Genomic DNA, 17,210 nt, shown 5'->3' with positions numbered 1-17,210 from the left:
TTGCGCGTGGGTAGGTACCTCTGTGTACTGACGAGTAATATATTCGGCGGGGTAGTAGCCGTGCCCTGGCAGGGAGCCGCCACGGCGGGCGCCTAACCTGGGCAGTTCACGAAGACGTGCAGGACGGAAGCAGTAGGAGAGCAGGCGTGAGCTTGAGGATCGTAGTCGCAGTGAAGTATGTGCCCGACGCCACGGGTGACCGTCACTTCGCCGAGGACCTGACCACCGACCGCGACGCGGTCGACGGCCTGCTGTCGGAGCTTGACGAGTACGCCGTGGAGCAGGCGCTCCAGATCGCGGAGGCCGCCGACGACGCGGAGGTCACCGCGGTCACGATCGGCCCCGAGGACGCGCGCGGCGCGGTGCTGAAGGCGCTGCAGATGGGCGCGGCGAAGGGCGTGCACGTCGAGGACGACGCGCTGCACGGCACCGACATCATCGGCACCTCGCTGGTGCTGGCCAAGGCCATCGAGCACATCGGCTACGACCTGGTCGTCACCGGCATGGCGTCCACCGACGGCACCGCGGGCGTGGTGCCGGCGCTGCTGGCCGAGCGGCTGGGCGTCCCGCAGGTGACGCTGCTGTCGGAGGTCGCGGTCGCCGACGGGAAGGTCACCGGGCGCCGTGACGGCGACGTGGCGAGCGAGGAACTGGAGGCGGCGCTGCCGGCGCTGGTGTCGGTCACCGACCAGTCCGGCGAGGCCCGTTACCCGTCCTTCAAGGGCATCATGGGCGCGAAGAAGAAGCCGCTGGAGACGCTCGACCTGTCCGACCTCGGTGTGGACGCGGCCGAGGTGGGTCTGGGCGGCGCCTGGACCGCGGTGCAGGACGCCACGGCGCGCCCCGCGCGCAGTGCGGGCACGATCGTCAAGGACGAGGGCGAGGGCGGCAAGCAGCTCGCCGAGTTCCTGGCCGCGCAGAAGTTCATCTGAGCCTCGGCCGCGCCGCCCCACCTGATGGCCCGCCGCCCCTTCCCGAATTCGCAGGAGAACGATTCCCATGGCTGAAGTCCTCGTCTACGTCGACCACGTGGACGGTGCCGTCCGCAAGCCGACCCTCGAACTGCTCACCCTCGCCCGCCGGATCGGCGAGCCCGTCGCGGTCCACCTCGGCCCGGGCGCCGAGGCCGCCGCGGCCGTGCTCGGCGAGCACGGCGCGACCCGCGTACTGGCCGCCGACGCACCGGAGTTCGCGGACTACCTCGTCGTCCCCAAGGTCGACGCGCTCGAAGCCGCCGCGAAGGCCGTGAACCCGGCCGCGGTGCTGGTGCCGTCCTCCGCGGAGGGCAAGGAGATCGCCGCGCGCCTGGCGCTGCGGCTCGGCTCGGGCATCATCACCGACGCCGTCGACGTGGAGGCCGGCGCGGACGGCCCGGTCGCCACCCAGTCGGTGTTCGCCGCCGCCTTCACCACCAAGTCCACGGTGCGCAAGGGCACTCCGGTGATCACCGTCAAGCCGAACGCCGCGCCGGTCGAGTCCGCGCCGGCCGCCGGCACCGTCGAGCCGCTGACGGTCGCCTTCGGCGAGCTGGCCACCGGCACCAAGGTCGTCTCGCGCACCGCGCGCAAGTCCTCCGGGCGGCCCGAGCTGACCGAGGCCGCGATCGTGGTCTCCGGCGGCCGCGGGGTCAACGGCGCGGAGAACTTCTCCGTGATCGAGGCGCTCGCCGACTCGCTGGGCGCCGCGGTCGGCGCCTCGCGCGCGGCGGTCGACGCCGGCTGGTACCCGCACAGCAACCAGGTCGGCCAGACCGGCAAGTCGGTCTCCCCGCAGCTCTACATCGCCAACGGCATCTCCGGCGCGATCCAGCACCGGGCCGGCATGCAGACCTCGAAGACCATCGTCGCGGTCAACAAGGACGCCGAGGCGCCGATCTTCGACCTCGTCGACTACGGCGTGGTCGGCGACCTGTTCAACGTCGTCCCGCAGCTCACCGAAGAGGTCAAGGCCCGCAAGGGCTGAGCCGCTTGAACGCATTGTCGGCCCCCGCGCGGCTGCGGTGCGCGGGGGCCGACGCGCGCCCGGGGAGGCCGATGCGCGCGTCCGCGGCGTCGATACGCGTGTCCGCGGGGCCGATACGCCCCCGCGCGGCCCGGACCGACGCGAGCCGCCGCCCTGTTGACCGGCGCGTACACCCCCGCTAGCTTGCACTTCAACGATTTGTTGAATTCCGGGAGGGTGCAGATGCCGGCCGTGACGACACTCGCAGACGCCGTACGCACGCGGATCGGCGCCGCGCTGGCCGGCACCGACGCCGAGTTGGCCCGCCGCTACCCCGGCGACCGCGCCACCCGCCAGCCCGTGCACACCGTGTACGTGCCCGCCGACGCCTTCGACGCCGGCACCGTGCGCACCTGGGGCGACCAGGCGCTCGCCGCGCTCGACACCCACGCACCCGACCCGGCCGTGTTCGGCGCCGTACTCGGCCTGAACGGCGAACTCGCCGCCGACGTCTACGACCTGGTCCGCGCCAAGCTGCGCCGCGAGCCCGTCGAGGACCTGCGGATCGACTTCGAGGACGGCTACGGGGTGCGCCCGGACGCGGAGGAGGACGCCGCGGCCGTCGCCGCCGCCCGCACGGTGACCGCCACCGTCGCCGACGGCACCGCACCGCCGTACCTCGGCATCCGCATGAAGTGCATGGAGGCCGCCGTACGCGACCGCGGCATCCGCACGCTCGACCTGTTCCTGACGACCCTGCTCGACGGCGGCGCGCTGCCGGACGGGCTCCTCCTCACCCTGCCCAAGGTCACCTTCCCCGAGCAGGTCGCCGCGATGGCCGACCTGTGCGAGGAGTTCGAGCGGGCCGCGGGGCTGCCCGAGCGGCGGCTCGGCTTCGAGATCCAGATCGAGACCACCCAGGCCATCCTCGGCCCCGACGGCACCGCCACCGTGCCCCGCCTCATCGACGCCGCCCGCGGCCGCGCCACCTCGCTGCACTACGGCACCTTCGACTACAGCGCCGCCTGCGGGGTCAGCGCCGCCCACCAGTCCCTGGACCACCCGGCCGCCGACCACGCCAAGGCGGTCATGCAGGTCGCCGCGGCCGGCACCGGCGTACGCCTCTCCGACGGCTCCACCAACGTGCTCCCGGTCGGCTCCACCGCCGACGTGCACTCCGCCTGGCGGCTCCACCACGGCCTGGTGCGCCGCTCCCTCGCCCGTGCGTACTACCAGGGCTGGGACATGCACCCGGCCCACCTCCCCACCCGCTACGCGGCCACCTACGCCTTCTACCGCGAGGGCCTGGCCGCCGCCACCGCCCGCCTCGCCGCGTACACGGCCGACTCCGCCGGCGCCGCGGATTCAGCGGGTGCCGCGACCTCCGCGGTCCTCGACGAGCCCGCCACCGCCCGGGCCCTCGCCGCCTACCTCCTGCGCGGCCTCGACTGCGGCGCCCTCACCCCCGACGAACTCCCCGCCCCCACCACCCTCGCAGCCCTCGCCGGCCGGTAACGCGGACGGTCGCCCGCCCGGGGGCCCGAAGCGCCGCTCAGGCTGCCAGCGACGGCGCCGCGAACCGTGCCCGCTCGTAGAGATCACGCGCGGTCGAGTTCCTGAGATGCGGTCGAATCAGGCGGAACATGGTCACCACGCATCGATCGGCGTCAGCTCCACGCCCAGGCCGTTGGCGAGCGCGTGCAACGTGGGCAGTCGCGCCGAGTGCTTGCGCCGCTGCTCCGACTGCCGGATGGCGTCCAACGACACGGCGGAACGCTCCGCCAGTTGCTCCTGCGTGAGGTCGGCCAGCCGCCGCAAGCGCCGCAGCGTCCGTCCCAGGTCCTCGCTCGCCACACCCTGACGGTACGCCGACGGGCCCCGGGCCCACGTGTTGTCCGCGTTCGACCGCCGCTCCGGGAAACCCGGGCGGATCGCTCACCGCTCGGGCGGGAACTCGCCCGAGCCGCGCTCGATCAACCGGACCGGGAGCTCGGTCCGGCTCGCCCCGTCCGTCGCGATCCCGTCCAACCGCCGGAACAACTGCTGCGCGGCCACCCGCCCGATGCCCGGCGCGTCCTGCGCCACCACCGTGATCGCCGGGTCCAGCACATCCGCCAGCTCGAAATCGTCGAACCCGACGAGCGCGATCCGCTCCGGCCGCCCCGCGAGTACGCGCACCGCGGTGACCGTCACCCGGTTGTTCCCGGCGAAGAGGGCCGTCACCGGCTCCACGCCGTTCAGCATCGCGTCGAGCGCCGCCTCGACCCGCTCCGGCGTGGTCGGCCCCATGGCGTACCACTCGGGCCGTACGGTCAGCCCGGCCGCCGCCATCGCCTCGCGGTACCCCCGCAGCCGCTCACCCGCGGTGTGGATGCCGGGCTGGTCGCCGATGAACCCGATCCGCCGGTGGCCGTGCGCGATCAGGTGCGCGACGCCCTCCCGGGTGCCGCCCGCGTTGTCCGTGAGCACCACGTCCGCGTCCAGCCGCCCGGCCGGCCGGTCCACGAAGACCGTCGCGACCCCGGCCGCGATCTCCGGCAGGAGGTAGCGGTGGTCGTCCCCGGCCGGCACCACGACCAGCCCGTCCACCCGCCGCGCGCAGAACGCCAGCACGAGCTCCTGCTCCCTGCGCGGGTCCTCCGCGCTGGACCCGGTGAACAGCAGCGCGCCGTGCGAGCGCGCCACGTCCTCCACGGCCCGGCTGAGCGCCGCGTAGAAGGGGTCCGCGAGGTCCTCCAGCACCAGGCCGACGCTCGCCGTACGCCGGGTCCGCAGCAGTCGCGCGCTGTCGTTGCGCCGGAACCCCAGCGCGTCGATGGCGGCCTGAACGCGGGCGGCGGTATCAGGTGTCACGCCGGGTTCCTCGTTCACCACCCGCGACACCGTCTTGAGGCCGACGCCCGCCCGCGCGGCGACATCCTTCATCGTGGGCCGGGGGGTACGTCCTGGTGTTTGGGTCACGGTCGTAGTATTCCCTGCGACAAGAGATGGACAACGTTGTCACGATCAGGCGAGACTACCCTCGTCCGCACCCTTGTCGATACGGCCCCTACAACCCACGTAGTACGAACGCCCAGCGACCGAATATCTACGCTCCGCGCACATCCGACCGCCACAGAACGTACACAGAACGCACGAAGGGACAGACCGCAGTGGGGACCGAGTGCCGACCGCGGTCCGCCGCTCGCCGACCACACGCACCACGCCCCTGTTCACCCCCGCCACACCCGCCCCCACGACCCCCCACACTCACATGACGCATGACGAAGCGCCCACCGCGGGCACGACGCACGCACAACGCACAAGGAGACGCCGCAGCGATGCACCCTGACAGCGCGACCGGTCCGATCGTGGCCGCACTGGACATCGGCGGCACCAAGATCGCCGGGGCCCTCATCGACGCCGAGGGGCGGTTGCTGGCGCGCGCGCTGCGCCCGACGCCCGGCAGCGCGGACGGCGAGCGGGTGATGGCCGCGGTCGACGAGGTGCTCGCCGAACTGCGCGCCGCCCCGCACTGGCCCGGGGCCGTCGCGGTCGGCATCGGCAGCGCCGGTCCGGTGGACGCGGCGCAGGGCACCGTCAGCCCGGTCAACGTGCCCGGCTGGCGCGACTTCCCGCTCGTACCGCGGGTCTCGGCGGCGGCCGGCGGCCTGCCCGTCGTACTGACCGGCGACGGTGTCGCGATGACCGCCGCCGAGCACTGGCAGGGCGCGGCCCGCGGCTACGACAACGCGCTGTGCATGGTGGTGTCCACCGGTGTCGGCGGCGGTCTGGTGCTCGGCGGTGCCCTCCTGCCCGGGCCGACCGGCAACGCCGGGCACATCGGGCACATCAGCGTGGACCTCGACGGCGACCCGTGCCCGTGCGGGTCGCGCGGCTGCGTGGAGCGGATCGCCAGTGGTCCCAACATCGCCCGGCGCGCGGTCGAGGAGGGCTGGCGCCCGCCGGCCGGCGCGCAGCCGACCGCCGCCGCGGTCGCCGCGTCCGCCCGCCAGGGCGATCCGGTCGCCCTGGCGTCGTTCGACCGCGCCGCCCAGGCCCTCGCCGCCGCCATCGCGGCGACCGCCACGCTCGTCGAGATCCACGTCGCCGTGATCGGCGGCGGTGTCTCGGCGGCCGGGCCGCTGCTCTTCGACCCGCTGCGCGTGCACCTGTCCCGCTACGCCACGCTGTCCTTCGCGGCGGGTGTCGACGTGGTGCCCGCGAAGCTCGGCACCGACGCGGGGCTGGTCGGGGCCGCCGCGGCCGCCGCGCAGGCGCTTCAGCTCTTCCCCACCACCGCGTAGGCTCCGTCCCGGACTTCAAGTCCCGGGCTTCGGTCCCGGATTGCGGTCCCGGGCTTCGGTTCCGGACTTCACGGTAGGGCGTCGTGGACGGGTGTCATGGCCGGGCGTGAGGCGGTCGTCGCGGTCCTGCCGCGGGCCGGGCGGGTGCTGGTGATCCGACGGGGGCCCGGCGCCCGTATGCCCGGCTACTGGGCGCCGCCGAGCGGCACGCTCGAACCGGGTGAGAGCCAGCAGGACGCGCTCGTCCGCGAGATGCGCGAGGAGGTCGGCCTCACGGTCGCCCCGGCCGCGAAGGTCTGGGAGTCGCGGGCCGCGGACGGCGTGTTCCTGCTGCACTGGTGGACCGCCCGCGTCGATGACGGTGAGGTCGTCCCCGACCCTCGCGAGGTCGCCGAGGTCCGCTGGGTGACGCCGCGTGAGTTCCTCACCCTCACCCCGGTCTTCCCCGGCGATCGCGAGTTCTTCGGCCACGTCCTCCCGTCCGTCCGCACTCCCTGACCGGGGAGGCGACCCGCGAGCCGCCCGTACGCGCCGACCCGCGCGCGGCGGCCAGGACGCGGGCGTCGCCGGCGCGGGGGCGAGGATACGGACCCGGCATACTGTTTCCCCGCCACTGCGGAGAACCGGTCGCAGGCGATGACACGGCAAGACAGCAGGGGGGCCGATGGAGGACGACGAGAAGTACGCACTCTCCGCCTATCAGGTGTTGCGGACCGTGGGTAAGGCGGCGGTGGCCGACCTGCCCGCCGAGACGGGACTCGACCTCGATCAGGTGGAGCGCGGCATACGGCAGTTGCGCCGGCTGGGCCTGGTACGTGACGTGCAGGAGTCGATCGAGCCCGTCGAAGCCAACGCGGCGCTGCTCGGGAAGGCGCAGGCCCACCAGGCGACTGCCGCGGCGCACGCGGCGAGCGTCAGCGACCTGGAGCAGCTCGCGCACGTGCTGCTGACGCTCTATCAGCCGACCCTCTCGGCGAACGCACCCCAGGCCGAGGTGGAGCTGATCACCGAACCGCGCCTGAAGGACCGGAGGTTGCAGGAGCTGGGCGCGGGGGTCAAGTCGAGCGTCGATGCGTTGCACCCCGGCGCGCTGCCGTCGATGGACGTGCTCAACCGGTCGCTGGCAGAGGACAGGGGCCTCGTCGAACGGGGTGTGCGGTGCCGGGCGATGTACCGGCAGGCGCTGCTCGAGAACCCCAAGCACGCGCGCTATCTGCACGACCTGGCGCAGGCCGGCGTCGAGATCCGGCTGATCGACCACGCGGCCTACGACCTGGTCGTGCTCGATCGCCTGCTCGCCTTCATCCCGGCCGCTCCGGGCACGCACTCGCAGGGCGTGGCTCTCCTGCGCGGCTCTGCCCTGGTGATAGCCCAGCTGGCGCTCTACGAGGACTACTGGCTGCGTGCGGTGCCCTTACCCTCGGGCGGTCGCCCAGTCCGAGCGGACCGCGCTCAGTGCCCAGGAGCGGGTGGTCGTACGGCTCATGGCCAGCGGTCTCAGCGACGACCAGATCGCCCGCAAGCTCGGTGTGCACCGCCGGACCGTGCAGCGCGCGGTGGCCAAGCTCATGGAGCGGCTGAACGCGACCAGCCGCTTCGAGGCCGGTCTGAAACTGGCCCGCGTCATGGGCGCTGACGGGGACTTGGTGGGGCTGGCGCCGAGCCACACCGTGCCGTCGCCGCGGCCCGCGCGGCCGGTGCCTCCGCGCGTCTCCTGAGCGGTTTCCGCCCGCGCTGGGCGTGCCCGAGGGCGGCTGGCCCACGGCGACCTCGGTGCTGGTGCACTACATCCTCGGCGCCGCCGGCCGGAACGCCGCGAACACCGCGAGCGCCCGCACGTTCGGGCCCGACATGGACCGCGCCACGTTCCACGACAGCGTCGCGAAGGCGTGGGAGGCGCTGGACCCGGAGAAGTATCCGCTCACCCGAACCGGTTGCGGATCAGCCGCGCGAGCACGACGACGGCGAGCAGTTCCCGGCCGGGGTCGATCTCGTCCTCGCCGGTGTCGGGCCGGCCGCCTCGCGCCGACCGGGCGGCCCCGGCCGTGTTTCACGAGCCGCCGGGTGCGTACGGAAGGCCGCTGACGTTCAGTCGCTGACGTTCATGGGACAGGCGTTCATGCGGCGGGAGTTCACAGGGGCGGGAGTTGACGGGGCGGGCGTTCACGGGGCGGGCGTGAAGAGCTTCCAGTTCCCCTCGGAGACGACGTCCACGGCGCCGCCGGCCACCTTGACGGCGGTGGCGTCGTCGATCGCGTACGCCGGCCCCCCGATCTCGGCCGCCCAACTCTCCGCCGCGGCCATGGTGTTCTCCGGCAGCTCCGGGTGGTTCAGGTGCGGGAAGATCGAGAAGTCGACCAACCCGAGCGTGCGGTCGTCACCGGTGGGCGGCATCCAGTCGTCCAAGTCCCGCACGACGCGGGGGGTCAGCACCAGGCTCCCGGCGCTGATTCCCACGTAGACCGTCTCGGGCAGCGACGGCAGGAGGTCGGCCAGCCCGGACTCCCGCATCCAGTGGCTCAGGTACAGGGTGTCGCCGCCGTTCACCAGCAGGACGTCGGCCGCTCGGACCCACTGCACCCAGCGCTCCCGGTCGATGCTGGGCAGCGCGGTGAGCTCCAGCACCCCCACGGACTTCCACCCCAGATCGGCCCCGCGGAGGAAGCGCCAGGGCCCGACCGGGCCGAAGGAACTCCCGTACCCCGCGGTGGGGATGCACAGGGCGTGGGCCTCGGCGACCGGTTTGCCCAGGAGGTCGACCAGCGCGTCCCGGATGCTCTGGTTGGTGATGCCGGCGGAAGTGAGAAGAAGTCGCACGATGTCCGCCCCCAACTGGCCGCACAACGGAAGTGGCCGACACCGTACCGCCCCGCCGGACCTCGATGGGCCAGGTCCGGGGCAGCCGAGGCGGCCGCGTCCGAGGCCGTCGCCGGATCGCGTCCCACCGGCCCTCCACCCGCGGTCCGGGGCACGTGGTCGTTCAGCCGCCGAGCGCGCTCAAGGGGTCGTCCAGGACCGGCTGCCAGGCGAGTTCGGCGGCGCCGACGAGGCTGTTGTGGTTCAGCGCGCACGCCAGCAGCGGCACGCTTCCGCTGCGCCCCCACAGGCTGCGGTCGGCGACGACCGCGCGCAGCCGGTCGGGGTCGGCGTCCAGCAGGTGGCCGTGCAGGCCGCCGAGCAGGATGCGGTCGGGGTTGAGCACGTTGACGAGTCCGGCCAGGCCGGTGCCGAGCCGGTCGATGAGGATATGGGCGGCGCGGCGTACGGACGGGTCTTCGTACTCGGTGCGCAGCAGGTCGCGGGACTGCTCCAGCAGCGAGATCTCCGGGCCCGCCGGGCGTCCGGCGGCCTCGATGAAGGCGAGCGGGTCGGCCTCGACGTCGAGGCAGCCGCGGGAGCCGCAGTGGCAGGGCCGCCCGTCCGGTCGGACGGTCAGGTGGCCGACCTCCAGGGCCAGCCCCGCGCTGCCGGTGTGCAGGCGGCCGTCGAGCACGAGGGCACCGCCGACCCCGCGGTGGCCCGAGGCGACCACCAGCAGGTGCTGGGCGTCGCGGCCGGCCCCGTGGCGGTGTTCGGCGAGCGCGGCCACGTTGACGTCGTTGCCCACGAAGCAGGGCACCGGGCGCCCGCCGGGACCGGTGATACCGGCCTTGGCCACCTGCTCGGTGAACACCCGCAGCACGGGCGCGCCGGCCGGCCAGGCCAGGTGCAGCGGGTTGAGCGCGGCGCCCTCGGGCTCGGCGACCGCGGACGGCACCGCGAGCCCGGCGCCGACGCACTCCCGCCCGTGGGCGCGCAGCAGCTCCGCGCCGGCCGCCACCACCTCGCCGAGCACGTGCGCGGGGTCGGCCGGAACCGTCATGCAGCCGGGCGCGGTCGCCACCGTCTCACCGCCGAGGCCGACCAGCGCGGCGCGGAAGCCGTCGGCGTGCACCTGCGCGGCGAGTGCGACCGGTCCTTCGGGGGCCACCTCCAGCCGGTGGGAGGGGCGGCCCTGCGCGCCGGAGGGCCCGGTCGGCCGGGTGTCGACCCGGATCAGACCGAGCGCCTCGAGTTCGGCCGCCACCGCCCCGGCGGTCGCGCGGGTCACGCCCAGTTCCGCGGTGAGCAGGGCGCGGGTCGGCGCGCGGCCGGTGTGTACCAGGCCGAGCGCTGGACCGAGCGCGCCTCGGCCGCGCTCAAGCCTTGTCCGAATCTGTGTCACCACTCTATTCTCACTTTGTGCCGACGCTGAACAAAATAGGGACGGCGCTGTCCCGATCCCACCACACATTCGCCCCCGACCCGGCCCTGCGCGCGCTGCGCGTCGCGTTGACGGTCTTCTTCGCCGTGGACGGGTTCCTGTTCGCCGGGTGGGTGGTGCGCATCCCCGCCATCAAGGCCCAGGTCGGCGCGTCCGCAGGGCAGTTGGGGCTCGCGCTGCTGGGCGTGTCGGTCGGGGCGATCGCCACGATGGTGCTCACCGGCCGGCTGTGCCGTGTCTTCGGCAACGAGCGGGTGACCGTCGTGACCGCGGCCATGCTGGCGGTCAGCGTGGCCCTGCCGCCGCGTACCCATTCGGCCCTCGCCCTCGGCCTGGTGCTGCTGTTCTTCGGCGCGTCCTACGGCGGCCTCAACGTCGCGATGAACAGCGTCGCCGTCGACCTGGTCGCCGCGCTGCGCCGCCCGGTGATGTCCAGTTTCCACGCTGCCTACAGCATGGGCGGTCTGCTCGGCGCGGGTATCGGCGGGCTGCTGGCGTCGCACCTGTCGCCCGCCACCCATCTGATGCTGCTCACGCCGGTCGGCCTGTTGACGGTGCTGTTCGCGGGGCGGGTGCTGGTGGCGCATCCGCTCAGTCACGGGGGCGGACGGGGTGCCGCGGCGCGGGAGGGTTCTGCGGGTGCGGGTGCGGGTGCGGGTGCGGGTGCCGAGGCCGAGGCCGGAACGGGTGCCGAGGCCGGTGCTGGGGCCGGGGTCGACCCGGAGCGTACGACGCCGGCGCCGGGCGGGACGGCGCCCGCCGGAAAGGCACTCGCCGGGAAGGCGCCGGCCGGGAAGCGGGGAACCGCCGGCCACCGTACGACCCTGCTGGTCGCCGTGTTCGGCCTGATCGCGGGCTGCTCGGCGTACGGCGAGGGCGCGCTCGCCGAGTGGGGCGCGCTGCACATCCAGCAGGACCTGCACAACGGGCCCGGGATCGCGGCGGCCGGCTACGCCTGCGTCACCTCGGCGATGACCATCGGGCGGCTGACCGGCGCCGCGCTGATCACCCGGCTCGGGCAGAGCCGCGCGCTGGTGTTCGGCGGACTGACCGCGTGCGGCGGGATGCTGCTGGGCGCGCTCGCGCCGTTCACCGCGCTGGTGATGGTCGGCTTCGCGTTGACCGGCCTCGGCCTGGCGAACCTCTTCCCGACCGCCATCGCGCGCGCCGGCGCGCTGACCGGTCCGAGCGGAGTGGCCGCCGCCTCCACGCTCGGCTACGGCGGGATGCTGCTCGGCCCGCCCGCGATCGGCTTCCTCACCGACGCGGTCGGCCTGCCCACCGCGCTGACCACGGTCTCCGCGCTCGCCGCCGTCGCCGCGGTGATCGCCTGGTCGGTACGGCACACCTCGCCGCCCCGGTCGGCTTGACGTACATCACAGGCGTGCGAACGGCGTCGAGGCGGCATGCTGGTGGCCCCGCGGAACGTCGCGGTGGCGTACGGCCGTTGCGGCCTGTCGCCGCCGGTACGAGCCCGCAGGTGCCCCCGCGCGGGGGCCCCGTACGCACCGCAGGAGGAGCCGATGCGCATGCCGCCCTGGGCCGGCCGTACCGCCCGTACGGTTCGTGCCGGCCGTACCGCCCGTGCCGTCCGTACGGTTCGTGTCGCTCGTGTCGTGGCCGGTGAGCGGGCCGCGCGGATCTATCTGGGCGTGGTCGCGGTGTGCCTGCTGCTGACGCTGCTGCAGACCGCGATCGCGGGCGGCCCGGCGCTGTCGTTCAGCGGGGTGCTGCTCGAACTGGCGACGCTGCCCTGGACACCGGCGCTGTGGCGGCTGTTCGCGGCCGTCGGCGGGCTGGACGTGTCGTCGGCCGCGAGCGGATGGACCGGCTGGACGTTGACCGTGGTCGCCGCGATCGTCGCGGCGGCCCTGGACGCCGTGCTGATCGGTTACGGGGTGCGCGCCGCCCGGCGCCGTGTCGCCGCACGTTGACCGGCGCCGCCGACCCGGCACAATTCCCCTATGGAGACTGCCGAGTTCATCGAGACGCTGCGCCGCGAGGGACCCCTGCTGGCCGACGCCGCACAGCGCGCGGGGCTGGACGCGTCCGTGCCCACCTGCCCGAAGTGGCAGGTCCGCGATCTGCTGCGGCACACCGGGGCGGTGCACCGCTGGGCGGCCGGGTTCGTCGCCGAGGGGCGTACCGAGCCCGCCCAACTCGACGACACGGCGCCGAGCGGCACGGGGAGCGACGGCACCGGCTCCGACGGCGGCGAACTCGTCGACTGGTACCGGCTCTCGCACGCCCGGCTGGTGGAGGTGCTGGAGGACGCCCCGGCGGACCTGGTCTGCTGGACCTTCATGCCCGCGCCCTCGCCGCTGGAGTTCTGGGTCCGCCGCCAGGCACACGAGACCACCGTCCACCGCGTCGACGCCCAGGCCGCCGCCGGCCTGGCCCCGTCAGCGGTGGACCCCGCCTTCGCCGCGGACGGCGTGGACGAACTCATGCTCCGGTTCGAGGGCAAGGGCCGTAACCGGGCGCGCAGCCCACAGCCGCGCACGCTGCGGGTCCGTACCGAGGACGTGGCGGGGGACAGCGGCTGGACCCTGCACTTCACACCGGACCCGCCGCGCTGGGAGCGAGGTGGTGCGGACGGCGGCGCCGACTGCGAAGTGAGCGCGCCGGCCGCTGAGTTGTACCTGGCGCTGTGGAACCGGCTGCCCCACGACCACTTGTCGCTGCGCGGCGACCGCGACGTCATGGACCTCTGGCTGTCCTCCGGCGCCGCGTCCTGACGAGCGCGTGACCCGATCCTCCGTCCGCTCAGGGATTCGGTCGCACCGAAGCGGCCTGTGGCGCCCTCACAACGTGGGTGCCTCAGGGCACCGCAACCGCCGGAACTCGGGCGATGGCCGGGTGCGCGAGGAAGGTATCGGCATCGCGCTGAACGGCTGTCCAGCGGACGCAAGCTACGGCTGATTCGGGTAGGGGAGTACGCGTGACATAGCGCGGGTTCCGGTACCCGGCCGTGCTCGCCCTGGAAGCCCTCGTTTCCAGCGCCCTGGGCGCCAGGCGGACCAGCGTCGTCTACGCGCGCGCCGTGGACAGGCCGAACGGGTAGGAGGGCGCACTCCTTCGGCAGGCCCGAGGTCTTTCGATCACCTGCCGCTGCTCCACGCGTCGACCGTTGCAGCGGCCCAAGACCCGACGCGTTCCGTGAACTTTGCGGAGGGGAAAGTTCCGTCGACGGCGACGTCTTCGATCGTGACGGCGAAACGAGATGGCGGCGTGTCCCGGTGCGGCAGCGCCCCGTCCAGCGCGACTCGGGAAGGCCGGCCCTTCACACAATGGGAGTTGCCACGACGAGCTTGGCCAACGAGCTGGTTCACTTCGTCCAGGCCGCCGTCGATGTATGCGCGCAGGAGCGCCCAAGCCATCGCACCGTCGTCGGTGGGTAGCCGGCTGGGGTGTTGGAGCAGGAAGCAAGCGACGGAGACGCCGTGCAGCGGCCCCCACGGTGCCCGCCGCGAATGGTCCAATGCGAGCAAGGCGTGGAATAGCTCCTCACAGGACAGCGGGTTCATCGGCGCACCGCACTCCGTGCAGGGCTCCATGCCTTCTCCTTCGTTCGCAAGCGAGGCTGGGCACCGTTCAATGTTCTGGCGATCACGCCAAACCATCGAGGCTTCGCGGCCGGAAACAATCCACGTCGTGAGTACGTGCTCGTTGCCGGCACCAGGTGGAGCCCTCGATGCCGAACACCTCGACCTCCCGGAGCCCCGCGGCCCTCACTTCCGCGGCGAGCTCTTCCGCTCACGCCGAGGTGCTGGACACCCACGTACGACACGCACTCATCGAAGCGCGCGGCGACTGGGCCCGCCAGCACACCAACCGGCCCGCGTAAGCGCAGCTCAAGGGTCCGTCCACCGGAGGGGAGCGGCGCTCGCCGAAGCGCGAGGGGCCGCGGCGTGGGCCGGCGCCCAGCCGACCCGTCGGCTCAGGACTTGACGAGCATCCGCTCCAGCACCGCGCGGTGGCACGGGCGGGCCTGCTCGTAGCGGCTGCGGCCGGCCTCCGTGATGGCGACCCGCACCCCGCGCCGGTCCTCGCTGCAGATGCCGCGGTCGACCAGGCCCTCCTTCTCCAGGCGGGCCACCAGCCGGGACAGCGCGCTCTGGCTGAGGTGGACGCGGTCGGCGAGCTCCTGGACGCGGAAGGTGCAGCCGTCCTCCGCGTCGTCGCCGATCAGGACGTCCAGCACCTCGAAGTCGCTGGCGCCGAGTCCGTACCGGTGCAGCTCGCGGTCGATCTCGCAAGCCGTACGGGCGTGAACGGCCAGGATGTCCCGCCATTCCTGCACGAGCGCGCGCTCACCCTTGTCGCCGGTCATGACACAACGTTAGCAGAAAACCGACCCCTATGCACGGGCATTAAATGCGCTTGCATTGGATGCGCGTGCATGTAGTCTGTTCCGCATGACCTCTCCGTCAGTCCCGTCCCCTACCGTCCCCCGCTCCGACCAGCGATGGAGCGCCCTGCAATGGGGCGCCCTCCTCGTGCTGTGCGCCGCGCTCTTCCTCGACGCCCTCGACGTCTCGATGGTCGGCGTGGCGCTGCCCTCGATCGGCAGCGACCTGCACCTGTCCACTTCCTCGTTGCAATGGGTCGTCAGCGGCTACATCCTCGGTTACGGCGGCCTGCTGCTCCTCGGCGGCCGCGCGGCCGACCTGCTCGGCCGGCGCCGGGTCTTCCTGATCGCCCTCGCGGTCTTCGCGGTGGCCTCGCTCCTCGGCGGCCTGGTCGACTCCGGTGAACTGCTGATCGCCACCCGGTTCGTCAAGGGCCTCAGCGCCGCGTTCACCGCGCCCGCGGGCCTGTCCATCATCACCACCAGCTTCGCCGAGGGCCCGGTCCGCAACAAGGCGCTGACCATCTACTCCAGCTGCGGCGCCACCGGCTTCTCCATGGGCCTGGTGCTCTCCGGGTTCCTGACCGAGGCCGGCTGGCGCTGGACGATGCTGCTGCCCGCCCCCGTCGCCGTGATCGCCCTGATCGCCGGGCTGAAGCTGATCCCGAAGACGCCGCGCGAGAAGGCCGACGGCCGGGGCTTCGACCTGCCGGGCGCGATCACCGGCGCCGGCGCGATGCTGCTGCTGGTGTTCACCGTGGTCTCGGCGTCGTCGGTCGGATGGGCCTCGGCCCGCACGCTCGGCTCCTTCGCCGCCGTCGCGGCCCTGCTGGCCGCCTTCACCGTCATCGAGCAGCGCTCGTCCCACCCGCTGGTCCGGCTCGGGGTGCTGCGCGACTCCAGCCAGGTCCGCGCCAACCTCGGCGCCGCCACCTTCTTCGGGTCCTACGTCGCCTTCCAGTTCCTGGTCACGCAGTACCTCCAGAACGTCCTCGGCTACAGCGCCATGCACACCGCGCTCGCCTTCCTGCCCGCGGGCTCGCTCGTCGCGATCCTCTCCACCCGGATGGGGCCGGTCGTCGACCGCTTCGGCACCCCGCGGGTGATCGCGGCCGGCTTCACCTCGCTGGTCGTCGGGTACGTCCTGTTCCTGCGGATCGGCCTGCACCCGAACTACGCGACCGTCATCCTGCCCTCGATGCTGCTGCTCGGCGCCGCCTTCGCCACCGCCTTCCCGTCGCTGAACATCCAGGCCACCAACGGGGTGCGCGACGAGGAGCAGGGCATGGTCTCCGGGCTGCTGAACACGTCCTTCCAGGTCGGCGGCGCGATCTTCCTCGCCGTCGTCACGGCGGTGGTCACCTCCAGCGCCGGCGGTCACCCCGCGAGCCCGCAGGCCACCCTCGACAGCTACCGGCCCGGGCTGTGGGTCGTCACCGGCGTCGGCTTCGCCGGGCTGCTGCTCACCCTCTCGGGGCTGCGCCGCCGCCGTCCCTCCTACGGCATCCTCGTCGCCTCCTCGGACACGGAGGCGCCCGGCAAGGCCACCGCCGCCCAGGGCGCCGACGCCACCGACGGCACGGAGCGGGACGTCCGCGACGGCCGCGTGACCGCACGCGACTGAGCCGGCCCGTCCCCGCCGCTCCCGAACGACCGACCGGCCCCGCGCGAGGAGGGAACGCGCGGGGCCGGTCCACGTCCGCGCGCCCCGCCGTGCCCCCGTGCCGCCGGGCACCCTCCCGCCGACTGCCGCCCACGCGCCGCGGATTCCGGGCGGGCTCGGGGGAACGCGGCTGTACCGTACGGCGTCTAGCGCGCTGGCCGGGAAGCGGCGGACGCGGGTGCGGGAGGCGGTGGAGATGAGCGGGGCGGGCACGGGCAGCCGGGGCGTGACGGGGCGCCGTACACAGGCGGAACGCGACGCCGCGTCCGTCGAGGCGATGTACGCGGTGGTGACCGCCGCGGTGCTCGGCGCGGCCGGCTTCCTCGTCGTGACCACCCCGGTGATGGCGGGCGCGGCGCACGGCTCGGCCCGCGACGGGTGGGTCAGCGCCGCGGTGATCGTGGCGGCCGGGCTCTTCTTCGGCCGGATCGTGCTGACCTTGCACCGCTTCGAACGCCGCGCCCGGCAGCGGCGGCAGGCCCCGCCGCCGTACCCGTGGGACCCGCCCCGCATCCCGGCCGGCCACGGGGACGACCACGGTTCCGGGTACGGCTACGGCCACGGGCGCGCCGAGGGTGGCGGCGACGGCGGTACGGACCCGGGCGCCGCGCCCTTGGCGCCGGTGGTGACGCCGTACCGGCCCCGGCGGGTGGTGCGGCAGGCCGCGAGCAGTGGTGCCGGCAGGGGCGGCGCGCGGGGTGGCGCCGACCGGATCGGCTGAGCGCG

Annotated in this window: 17 protein-coding genes and 1 pseudogene; 11 read left to right on the top strand and 7 right to left on the bottom strand. The window is 73.6% G+C overall.

From position 1 onward, the window contains the following. Positions 1–146 precede the first annotated feature (146 nt). From ACIPAE_RS26560 to ACIPAE_RS26550, 3 genes are all read left to right on the top strand, one after another. Complete coding sequence (locus tag ACIPAE_RS26560) at positions 147–932, top strand: electron transfer flavoprotein subunit beta/FixA family protein (RefSeq protein ID WP_329362429.1); 786 nt, start codon at positions 147–149, stop codon at positions 930–932. Positions 933–999: 67 nt separating this feature from the next. Beyond that, positions 1,000–1,962, top strand: coding sequence for an electron transfer flavoprotein subunit alpha/FixB family protein (locus tag ACIPAE_RS26555; RefSeq protein WP_329362427.1), 963 nt, complete (start codon positions 1,000–1,002; stop codon positions 1,960–1,962). Positions 1,963–2,184: 222 nt separating this feature from the next. Beyond that, positions 2,185–3,456, top strand: coding sequence for a DUF6986 family protein (locus ACIPAE_RS26550; protein ID WP_402448409.1), 1,272 nt, complete (start codon positions 2,185–2,187; stop codon positions 3,454–3,456). A 144-nt stretch (positions 3,457–3,600) separates the two neighbouring features. Here ACIPAE_RS26550 and ACIPAE_RS26545 read toward each other — a convergent pair. Together ACIPAE_RS26545 and ACIPAE_RS26540 are read right to left on the bottom strand one after the other, a co-directional pair. Beyond that, positions 3,601–3,795 (bottom strand): annotated as a pseudogene (locus tag ACIPAE_RS26545) (helix-turn-helix domain-containing protein); the annotation flags it as partial. Between the two features lie 81 nt (positions 3,796–3,876). Beyond that, on the bottom strand, positions 3,877–4,866 hold the full coding sequence (locus ACIPAE_RS26540; protein WP_329362423.1) for a LacI family DNA-binding transcriptional regulator: 990 nt from the start codon (positions 4,864–4,866) through the stop codon (positions 3,877–3,879). A 395-nt stretch (positions 4,867–5,261) separates the two neighbouring features. Between ACIPAE_RS26540 and ACIPAE_RS26535 the strand changes: the two genes are divergently transcribed. The 3 genes from ACIPAE_RS26535 to ACIPAE_RS26525 all read left to right on the top strand — a co-directional run bounded on the left by ACIPAE_RS26535 (position 5,262) and on the right by ACIPAE_RS26525 (position 7,945). After that, positions 5,262–6,227, top strand: a complete 966-nt coding sequence (locus tag ACIPAE_RS26535; protein ID WP_366410673.1) for an ROK family protein — start codon at positions 5,262–5,264, stop codon at positions 6,225–6,227. A 96-nt stretch (positions 6,228–6,323) separates the two neighbouring features. Then, on the top strand, positions 6,324–6,725 hold the full coding sequence (locus ACIPAE_RS26530) for an NUDIX domain-containing protein (RefSeq protein ID WP_329362419.1): 402 nt from the start codon (positions 6,324–6,326) through the stop codon (positions 6,723–6,725). Between the two features lie 986 nt (positions 6,726–7,711). Beyond that, positions 7,712–7,945, top strand: a complete 234-nt coding sequence (locus ACIPAE_RS26525) for a LuxR C-terminal-related transcriptional regulator (protein WP_402448405.1) — start codon at positions 7,712–7,714, stop codon at positions 7,943–7,945. A gap of 66 nt (positions 7,946–8,011) precedes the next feature. On the opposite strand, the gene ACIPAE_RS26520 is transcribed toward ACIPAE_RS26525, so the two are convergent. The 3 genes from ACIPAE_RS26520 to ACIPAE_RS26510 all read right to left on the bottom strand — a co-directional run bounded on the left by ACIPAE_RS26520 (position 8,012) and on the right by ACIPAE_RS26510 (position 10,431). Next, on the bottom strand, positions 8,012–8,152 hold the full coding sequence (locus ACIPAE_RS26520) for a hypothetical protein (RefSeq protein ID WP_402448403.1): 141 nt from the start codon (positions 8,150–8,152) through the stop codon (positions 8,012–8,014). Positions 8,153–8,390: 238 nt separating this feature from the next. Beyond that, on the bottom strand, positions 8,391–9,044 hold the full coding sequence (locus tag ACIPAE_RS26515; protein WP_402448401.1) for a Type 1 glutamine amidotransferase-like domain-containing protein: 654 nt from the start codon (positions 9,042–9,044) through the stop codon (positions 8,391–8,393). Positions 9,045–9,207: 163 nt separating this feature from the next. Then, positions 9,208–10,431 (bottom strand): ROK family protein, encoded by a 1,224-nt coding sequence (locus tag ACIPAE_RS26510; protein ID WP_402448399.1) that lies wholly within the window; start codon positions 10,429–10,431, stop codon positions 9,208–9,210. A gap of 17 nt (positions 10,432–10,448) precedes the next feature. Here ACIPAE_RS26510 and ACIPAE_RS26505 point away from each other — a divergent pair, with 17 nt between their 5' ends. From ACIPAE_RS26505 to ACIPAE_RS26495, 3 genes are all read left to right on the top strand, one after another. Beyond that, a complete protein-coding gene (locus ACIPAE_RS26505) occupies positions 10,449–11,840 on the top strand; it encodes an MFS transporter (protein WP_402448398.1) in 1,392 nt (463 codons plus the stop codon). A 153-nt stretch (positions 11,841–11,993) separates the two neighbouring features. Further along, complete coding sequence (locus ACIPAE_RS26500) at positions 11,994–12,404, top strand: SCO4225 family membrane protein (RefSeq protein ID WP_402448396.1); 411 nt, start codon at positions 11,994–11,996, stop codon at positions 12,402–12,404. Positions 12,405–12,434: 30 nt separating this feature from the next. Continuing rightward, entirely contained in the window at positions 12,435–13,208 is a 774-nt protein-coding gene (locus ACIPAE_RS26495; RefSeq protein ID WP_402448394.1) for a maleylpyruvate isomerase family mycothiol-dependent enzyme, read from the top strand. A gap of 363 nt (positions 13,209–13,571) precedes the next feature. Here the strand turns inward: ACIPAE_RS26495 and ACIPAE_RS26490 are convergent, their stop codons facing one another. Together ACIPAE_RS26490 and ACIPAE_RS26485 are read right to left on the bottom strand one after the other, a co-directional pair. Further along, the gene (locus ACIPAE_RS26490; protein WP_402448392.1) at positions 13,572–14,027 is read right to left on the bottom strand and encodes a DUF5946 family protein; all 456 of its coding nucleotides are present in this window, start codon (positions 14,025–14,027) and stop codon (positions 13,572–13,574) included. 383 nt (positions 14,028–14,410) lie between these two features. Beyond that, on the bottom strand, positions 14,411–14,803 hold the full coding sequence (locus ACIPAE_RS26485) for a MarR family transcriptional regulator (RefSeq protein ID WP_329362398.1): 393 nt from the start codon (positions 14,801–14,803) through the stop codon (positions 14,411–14,413). Positions 14,804–14,888: 85 nt separating this feature from the next. Between ACIPAE_RS26485 and ACIPAE_RS26480 the strand changes: the two genes are divergently transcribed. After that, a complete protein-coding gene (locus ACIPAE_RS26480) occupies positions 14,889–16,445 on the top strand; it encodes an MFS transporter (RefSeq protein ID WP_402448389.1) in 1,557 nt (518 codons plus the stop codon). A 235-nt stretch (positions 16,446–16,680) separates the two neighbouring features. Then, positions 16,681–17,205 carry a DUF6332 family protein gene (locus ACIPAE_RS26475; RefSeq protein ID WP_402448387.1) on the top strand — a complete coding sequence of 175 codons (525 nt, stop codon included), beginning with the start codon at positions 16,681–16,683 and terminating at the stop codon, positions 17,203–17,205. The last annotated feature ends 5 nt before the right edge of the window (positions 17,206–17,210 follow it).

The organism is Streptomyces sp. NPDC087270, assembly GCF_044744625.1.
Lineage (GTDB): Bacteria > Actinomycetota > Actinomycetes > Streptomycetales > Streptomycetaceae > Actinacidiphila.
This window is presented reverse-complemented; position numbering and strand designations above follow the sequence as displayed.